At 30.3% G+C, this 8,107-nt stretch carries 7 protein-coding genes and 1 tRNA gene; 3 read left to right on the forward strand and 5 right to left on the reverse strand.

The genetic code is table 11. The features are described 5' to 3' along the window. Window positions 1–196: 196 nt before the first annotated feature. A tRNA-Ser gene (locus VDP25_RS14610) sits at window positions 197–281 on the reverse strand. 257 nt (window positions 282–538) lie between these two features. On the opposite strand from VDP25_RS14610, the gene VDP25_RS14615 reads away from it, so the two are divergent. The 3 genes from VDP25_RS14615 (at window position 539) to VDP25_RS14625 (ending at window position 3,764) form a co-directional block, all read left to right on the forward strand. Continuing rightward, window positions 539–865, forward strand: a complete 327-nt coding sequence (locus VDP25_RS14615) for a hypothetical protein (protein ID WP_334471019.1) — start codon at window positions 539–541, stop codon at window positions 863–865. A 158-nt stretch (window positions 866–1,023) separates the two neighbouring features. Further along, window positions 1,024–2,055 carry a M28 family metallopeptidase gene (locus VDP25_RS14620; protein WP_334471021.1) on the forward strand — a complete coding sequence of 344 codons (1,032 nt, stop codon included), beginning with the start codon at window positions 1,024–1,026 and terminating at the stop codon, window positions 2,053–2,055. A 128-nt stretch (window positions 2,056–2,183) separates the two neighbouring features. Next, window positions 2,184–3,764: a M28 family metallopeptidase gene (locus VDP25_RS14625; protein ID WP_334471023.1), complete on the forward strand. Its 1,581-nt coding sequence runs from the start codon at window positions 2,184–2,186 to the stop codon at window positions 3,762–3,764. Window positions 3,765–3,852: 88 nt separating this feature from the next. Here the strand turns inward: VDP25_RS14625 and VDP25_RS14630 are convergent, their stop codons facing one another. The 4 genes from VDP25_RS14630 to VDP25_RS14645 form a co-directional block, all read right to left on the reverse strand. Further along, a complete protein-coding gene (locus VDP25_RS14630) occupies window positions 3,853–4,383 on the reverse strand; it encodes a porin family protein (protein ID WP_334471024.1) in 531 nt (176 codons plus the stop codon). A 108-nt stretch (window positions 4,384–4,491) separates the two neighbouring features. Further along, complete coding sequence (locus VDP25_RS14635) at window positions 4,492–5,397, reverse strand: Ppx/GppA phosphatase family protein (RefSeq protein WP_334471026.1); 906 nt, start codon at window positions 5,395–5,397, stop codon at window positions 4,492–4,494. Window positions 5,398–5,419: 22 nt separating this feature from the next. Next, the gene (ppk1, locus tag VDP25_RS14640) at window positions 5,420–7,474 is read right to left on the reverse strand and encodes a polyphosphate kinase 1 (RefSeq protein WP_334471027.1); all 2,055 of its coding nucleotides are present in this window, start codon (window positions 7,472–7,474) and stop codon (window positions 5,420–5,422) included. Continuing rightward, entirely contained in the window at window positions 7,474–7,959 is a 486-nt protein-coding gene (locus VDP25_RS14645) for a SixA phosphatase family protein (RefSeq protein WP_334471029.1), read from the reverse strand. The genes ppk1 and VDP25_RS14645 overlap by 1 nt, the downstream gene beginning before the upstream one ends. Window positions 7,960–8,107: the final 148 nt, after the last annotated feature.

Here is an 8,107-nt window from a genome sequence, read left to right on the forward strand (position 1 = left end):
ATCTTTCAATGCTAAAATAAAAGCGTTCAGGGCACAGTTTAGAGGGGTCAAGAATGTGGAATTCTTTCTGTTTAGATTAACTACAATCTTTGCTTAAACACAACTTTTGATCTTGATCCCTTTTGATCTTGATCCAAAATAAGTTCAGATTATTAAACGCAAAAAACCCATAACTTACGTTATGGGCTTCCTTTTGCGGAGAAAGAGGGATTCGAACCCCCGGAGGTGTGACCCTCAACAGTTTTCAAGACTGCCGCATTCGACCACTCTGCCATTTCTCCTTTAGCGGGTGCAAATATAAAATCCTTTTTCTTTTAACCAAAGGTTTTTGTGTCGTTTTTTTAAAAAATTTTAAATTCATCCATTTGAAAACCTAAATCAATCATATTTATACGCCATTTTAATTTTCGGCACAATATCTGTTTAGATAAATAAACAACTTAGAATCAACGTTATCATCATTTTGTTTTTACAAAAGAAACAATGTTGTTAAACAAAGCCTTATTTTATTTTAAATTAGCACAAAAATTAAAAGCGTATGAGAAAAGTTATTATTATCCTCGGTCTAATCACATCAATAGTAGCTACAATCTTATCCGTTACTAAATTTTCAAGTTTAGCAGTTACTCCAATAATTATTGCCTTTTTATGTGGTCTTATTATTTTATTTCTTTCTAAAAAAGAACAAACCAAAACTAAGACTATTCAATATATATTTCTATTAGTTATTATTTCTTTGAGTATAACCATTTACAAAGGAGTTGTTGATACTGTTGAAATAGACAATACAGAACAACCCAATGAAATCAGTACAGAAGGTGTTAAAGAAACTCTTAATGACACTAAAACTGAAAAAGATTTATAAAATTTCGATCTAATTGTAAGAAAAAATTACGTCTATTTATCTTATTTTTGCCAAAATCAATTAGTTACATAAAATATTCGGGTTCAAAATTTTATTTCCTAAAAGAAAAAAGGAAATAGCGAACAGTATGTAACCATATATAAACAATAGTTATACACATGAAAGTATTAGTTGCATCTGCACTTATTCTTGTTGGTTCTTGTGCTCAAATAAGACATAGCGAAAAAATTAACAACCTCAAGAATAGCATAATTTACAAAGATCAAACTATTGTAGAAAAATATTTAAATACTATTAATGTCCAAGAACTAAAACAACACCTAGAAGAAGTTTCCTCGGATAAATATAATGGTAGAATGACTGGTGAAGAAGGACACAACCAAGTTTGTGATTATATTAGAACACAATATAAAAATCTCAATATTAGTGCTCCAGAATCCACTCCAAATTACTATCAAAAGGTCCCAAAAGATGCTTTACCAAACGATTTAAACGATTCTCAAAACATTATCGCCTATATAAAAGGTTCAGAATTTCCTGATGAATACGTATACATTTCTGCCCATTCTGACCATGAAGGCGTTATTGACGGACAAATTTATAATGGTGCTGATGATAATGGTTCTGGGACTTCGGCTGTTTTAGAGATGGCTGAAGCATTTAGTATGGCTAAGAAAGATGGTTATCACCCCAAACGAAGTATTGTATTTTTACATGTCACAGCTGAAGAAGTTGGTTTACACGGTTCTAGATACTATACAGAAAACCCTGTATTTCCATTGGAAAATGCTATTGCTAATTTAAATATAGATATGATTGGTAGGGTTGATAATAGACATATAGATGATGAAAATTACATTTACCTTATTGGCTCAAATAAAATGAGTACAGAACTAGATTTTATTGCCAAAAAAGCCAATGAAACCTATACACATCTTAATCTTGATTATAAATATAATGAAGATAGAGATCCAAACCGCTATTATTACAGGTCTGATCATTATAATTTTGCGACAAAAGGCGTTCCTGTTATCTTTTTCTTTAACGGAGAACACGAAGATTACACAAAGCCTACAGATACTGCAGATAAAATAAACTACCCTTTATTGGCTAAACGCACAAAGCTAATTTTCGCTACGGCTTGGTATTTAGCAAATTCAGAAACACCGTTAAAGAAAGAAATTATCTAGTGTTAAAATTTGTTAAAAGAATTTTAACGGCAACTTAAAGCCTTCCCTTTTTTGTAGCTTTATCGTTTGGCTTATTTTAAAGTCAAAAAGACACAATCATATAAACTAACTATTTAACGAATACTTCAATGAAAAAAATATTGTTAATTTTTTGTGTTTCTGGCTTAATTGTAAGTTGCGGAACCTCTTCTAAAACTAATGCTTCTTCAGAAAAAACGACTCAAGAAAAAATTGTTGACCCTTCTATATATGCATCAACAATTACTTCTGATGAATTACAAACCATGTTATATAAATATGCTTCTGATGAATTTGAAGGAAGAGAAACAGGTGAAAAAGGTCAGAAAATGGCTGTTGAATATCTAAAAGAACAGTACATCGCTATGGGAATTCCTACACCTTTAGGTGAAGATGATTATTTTCAGGAAGTCCCTTTAGAAAAACAAAAAGTAGCTAAAGCAAGATTAAGTGTTAATGGAAAACCTTTCAATGCTTTTGAACACCATATTGTATTAGCCGTTTCTAAAAGTATGAACATTTCTATTAATGACATAGTGTATGTTGGTTATGGTATTGATACAGAAAAGTATTCGGACTATAAAAATGTAGATACTAAAGGCAAAGTCGTTTTAGTAAAAGCAGGAGAACCTAAAGATGCAAATGGTAACTATGTAACTTCTGGCACAACGGAAGAGACAAAATGGACTAATGGTCGCCAAGCAATGTCTAGCAAAAGAGAAGCTGCAAAAGAAAATGGTGCTACAGGCTTATTATTAATGGATAATGATTTATTTTCTAGATATGCTCCTTTCTTTAAAAGACAAGAAGAATCAGGTGCTTCGGGACGTTTATCTTTAAAAAGTAACGAAGAAGCAATGACAATGCTTATGATTAATGAAGATTTAGCTAAAGCATTACACCCTTCTATTTTAGAAGATGATACACCTAAAGTTCTAAGCTCTAAAATGGATTTAGCCATTGAAAACAAATCTGAAACTATAACATCTGAAAACGTTGTTGCCTTTATTAAAGGTTCTGAAAAACCAGATGAAGTTCTAGTAATATCTGCACATTTAGATCATGAAGGTATTAAAGATGGTCAAGTTTATAATGGTGCAGATGATGATGGTTCTGGTACAGTTGCTATTTTAGAAATTGCTGAAGCATTTAAAATGGCTGAAAAAGCAGGTAATGGACCAAAACGTTCTATCTTATTTTTACATGTTACAGGTGAAGAAAAAGGGCTTCTTGGTTCTAAACATTATACAGATAATGATCCTATTTTCCCTTTAGAAAATACTGTTGCAGACTTAAACATAGATATGATTGGTAGAATAGATCCTAAACGTACTGAAGGAGATAGAAACTACATCTATTTAATTGGAAGTGATAAATTAAGTACAGATTTACATAATATATCTGAAGCTGTTAATACAAAGTACACCAATATTGAATTAGATTATACCTATAACGACGAAAACGACCCGAACCGTTTTTATTACAGATCTGATCACTACAACTTTGCTAAAAATAATATTCCTGTAATATTTTACTTTAATGGTACACATGACGACTACCATAAGCCAACAGATACGGCAGATAAAATTGAATACGATTTATTAGAAAACAGAACACGTCTCGTATTTTATACAGCTTGGGAAGTAGCTAATAGAACCGAAAGAATTGTAGTAGATAAAGCTTCTAAATAAGTTTAGTAGCTTAAAAAAAAGCCTTTCAAGTTAATTTGAAAGGCTTTTTTGTTATATCGTGCTATTTTTTTTAGCTTCTTTTCAATTTTTAAAGTTTCATTCCAAAACCAAATTGTATGACATGGTTTTTAGCTTCTAGCTTTTTTAGATCTTGATCTATCACATTTGTAACACCATAAGATAAACGAGCATCTACAAAAAATTCATCTGTAACCATATACTCTAATCCCGCAACTCCAGAAAAAGTAGCTGTTGAAAATAAGTCATTAGCTTTCCATGTCTTTAGACCTATTTTTGGTCCTACACCTAAAATGAAACGATCAGATAAAGAAAATCGCAATAAAATAGGTAAGTGAATATAATCTGCTCTAATCTCCTCTTCTTTTCCACCTTCTGCAGACCATTGCAATTCTAACAATAATGATGTTTTCTCTGTAAAACCAAAATCTACAAATCCACCAAAAGCAAATCCATTTCGGTGTTTGTTTTCAAATTCAGCATCTGGTTCAAAATCAAGATTTGATACATTAAGCGCTCCTCGTACACCGTACATAATATCTTGAGACATACAAACAGTTGCAAAAGAAACAAATAACAAGGAAAATAAATATTTTTTCATAATTTTAAATTTGAGATAACGAAGATATATTAAATTCTAAAATACCTAATGAATTAATAGATTTTAATAAAGAAAAATCGGACAAATGGGAATTTCAATACCTGAAAATTACAAGACAACACTAGAAACTGTTTCATAATACATGCTTTTTATAATACCATCCGAAAGTCCTATTTTGGGTACATAAATGTCCTTTGCACCACTCCATTTCATTGCAGACAAATAAATTCGAGTAGCAGGAATAATAACATCTGCCCTATCTTGGTTTAAGTTTAATTTTGTAATACGCTCTTCGTAAGAATAATTTTGAAGCATTTTATAATAGCTCGTAAGGTAAAAATAGGTTAAAGGTTTACCGACATCTTTGCCTGAGATTTTAAAAATTTTATTGATGTTACCACCAGAGCCAATAAGTTCAATTTTATCATATTGTTGGGTATTACTTTTAATCCAACGCTCTAGATCTTGCCATGTTTCATTTTTTACAATATCGTTTAACAATCTTACGGTTCCTATTCTAAAAGATTTAGATTGTTTTTTTTCACCATTATGAATAATTGAAAACTCCGTACTTCCGCCACCAACATCTACATAGAGATAGGTCTTATTTGGATTTATAAATGAATTTAAATCTGTTGCAGCAATAATTGCAGCTTCTTCTTCACCATCAATAATTTCTATATTAATACCACAAATTTCAAATATTTTTGCCGATAACTCAGGACTATTCTTAGCTTCTCTCATTGCAGATGTAGCACATGCTTTATAACGTGTAACACCATGAGCTTTTATAATGAGACTAAAAGCTTTCATAGTGTCTATCATTCGTTCTTGGTTATATTCTGATATTTCTCCTTTTAAAAAAACATCTGCTCCTAATCTAATAGGTACACGTACCAATGAATTTTTTTTAAACACTACGGGTTCGTCATCTAATTCTATAATGTTTGATATTAATAACCTTACAGCATTGGATCCGATATCTATGGCTGCATATTTCTGTATCTTCAGCATAATTATAATTTATCCTTCTATTTTATCCTTCTAATTTATTTAAGTAATACTTATACGTATCAAATTGAGCTCTTACTTTAGGTTTATTATTTCTGCGATAAGTATTGTCTTGATTTTCATTAATTATACGTGCTTTTACATTATCATTCCAACATATATTATACAAATACTGTAACTCTTGTTTAATATCTGCATCGTAAATAGGACAACTTACCTCTACTCTATTGTCTATATTTCTAGTCATCCAATCTGCTGAAGAAATATAAATCTTTGGATCATTTTCGTTAGAAAATATGTATAACCTTGTATGTTCCAAAAATTTATCAATAATACTAATAACTTCAATATTCTCACTCATGCCCTTTACTCCTGGTACCAAACAGCAAAGACCTCTAACAATCATTTGTATTTTTACACCTGCTCTACTCGCTTCATATAATTTATCTATCATTTTATAGCTACTTATGCTATTTATTTTCAACTTTATATAAGCTGGTTTTCCTCTTTTAGCACTTTCTATTTCCTTATCTATTAAAGCAAATATTTTTGTTTTAGTATAATGTGGAGATGTAATAATGTGCTTATATCTATTAACCTTATAATTAACTTCAAAAAAATCAAATACTTTATTAATGTCTTTTAGAATTTTAGAATTAGAGGTCATCAATGTAAAATCAGTATAGATTTTTGCTGTAGACTCGTTAAAGTTACCTGTACTAATAAAACCATATCTTACTAGCTTTTTATTTTCTTCACGTTCTATAACACACATTTTACAATGCACTTTTAAACCCGTCACCCCAAAGAGCATCTTAATTCCTTCATCTTGCATTTGCTCTGCATAATTAATATTTGCTGCTTCATCAAAACGTGCTCTAAGCTCTATTGATACGGTTACTTTTTTTCCGTTTTTTGCTGCATTAATTAAAGAACTAGCAACATGCGAAATCTGGGCTAATCTATAAATAGTAATTTTTATGGTTTTAACATTAGGGTCTAATGCGGCTTCTCTTAAAAATTTTACGATATAAGAAAAGGTGTGATAAGGAGTGTATACTAAATAGTCTTTTTTAGCAATAGTCTTAAAAATACTTTCTTCTAAACTCAGCCCTTTTACAGGAAGTGGTTCTATTTTTTGGTATAGTAAATCTGTCCTACCTAAGCTTGGAAAATTCATATAATCCCTACGATTATGATAACGACCACCAGGAATAATGCTTTCTTTTTTATGAATAGCCATTCTATCCAAAAGAAAATTTAAAGTACTCTCTTCTATATTTTTATCATAAACAAACCTCACAGGATCTCCGCTCTGTCTATCCTTAACACTTTCGGAAAGTTTATCTATAAAACTTTTACTTAAATCACTATCAAAATCTAATTCGCCATCTCTTGTGATTTTAATCATGTGTGCACTAATACTATCATAATGAAAGATGTTAAAAATATCGTCTAAACAATACCTTAATATATCATCTACCATTATAATATAGTTGTTATCACCTTTGCTTGGTAAAACAACAAAACGATTCATAGTTGATGAAATCTCAATCAAAGCGACCTGATCTTTAGCTTTTGAGCTTGACATTTTTACCGTTAAATAAGCAGAAATATCCATAAGCTCTGGCAATGCTACATCTTCATTAAGCATAATAACGACGAGAGCAGGACTAATTTCTTGATAAAAATAGTTCTTGATAAACTCATGATGGTCTTCATCTATTTCTGTTTCATTAATTATATAAATATTCTCTTTTTCGAGTTCTTTATCAATTTCATCAAGAATTTCTAAACTGTAACTTTGTTGCTCTATAACAACTTGAGTTATTTCTTCTAAAAGATCTCCAGCTTTTATACCTCCTAATTCACTTTTACCTCCTTTTCCTGCGTCATAAATTCGCTTAACAGTTGCATATCTTACTTTAAAGAATTCGTCTAAATTATTTGAAAAAATTCCTAAAAACCTTAGACGTTCTATAAGCGGGACTTCTTTATCTGCAGCTTCTTGAAGCACACGTTCATTAAACTTTAACCAACTTAATTCCCTATTTATATATATGTTTTTATCTTTTGTCATTATTTTAATTCCTTTGGAATAATTATAAATTCTGTAATTCCTTTTTTTAAATCGTTCCAATCGTTGATATCAAATTTAAGTTTTACCAAACCGCTTGTTGGAAGATTATCTATAAAAGTATCCCCAAATATATTAGAAATTGATGTGAAAGCATGGTTGTGTCCAAAAATCATAACTTCATTATATTCATTTGATAAATTTTTAATAAAATCTATAACATTTCTCCCGTCAAAATCATATAACTCTTCCACTACAACTACCTGTTCTTTAGCAATATTAAGTGTATTCATAAAAATCTCACAGGTACTAAGTGCCCGACGTGCTGGACTTGAAAAAATAATTTCTGGAACACTGTTGCTATTAAAAAAGTGATTTGCAACAAGTTTAATATCATTAATACCCCTTGTTTTTAATGGCCTTTCTCGGTCTATAACATCATGTTCCCAGGATGATTTGCCATGTCTTATCAGTATAATTTCTTTCATATAATATCGATTAAATGCATTTTTTTTCGATAAAAGGTTGCTTATTTCCTTTTTAACGATTAAATTGCCGCCTTAACTCTAATGTTTGTTTATGATTATAGTTATAAGTTCTTTTGTTAGGTAAATTTAATGTAAATGCCCCCAAATC

It is taken from the genome of Winogradskyella sp. ECml5-4 (genome assembly GCF_036903175.1).
In the GTDB taxonomy this organism is placed as follows: Bacteria; Bacteroidota; Bacteroidia; order Flavobacteriales; family Flavobacteriaceae; genus Winogradskyella; species Winogradskyella damuponensis.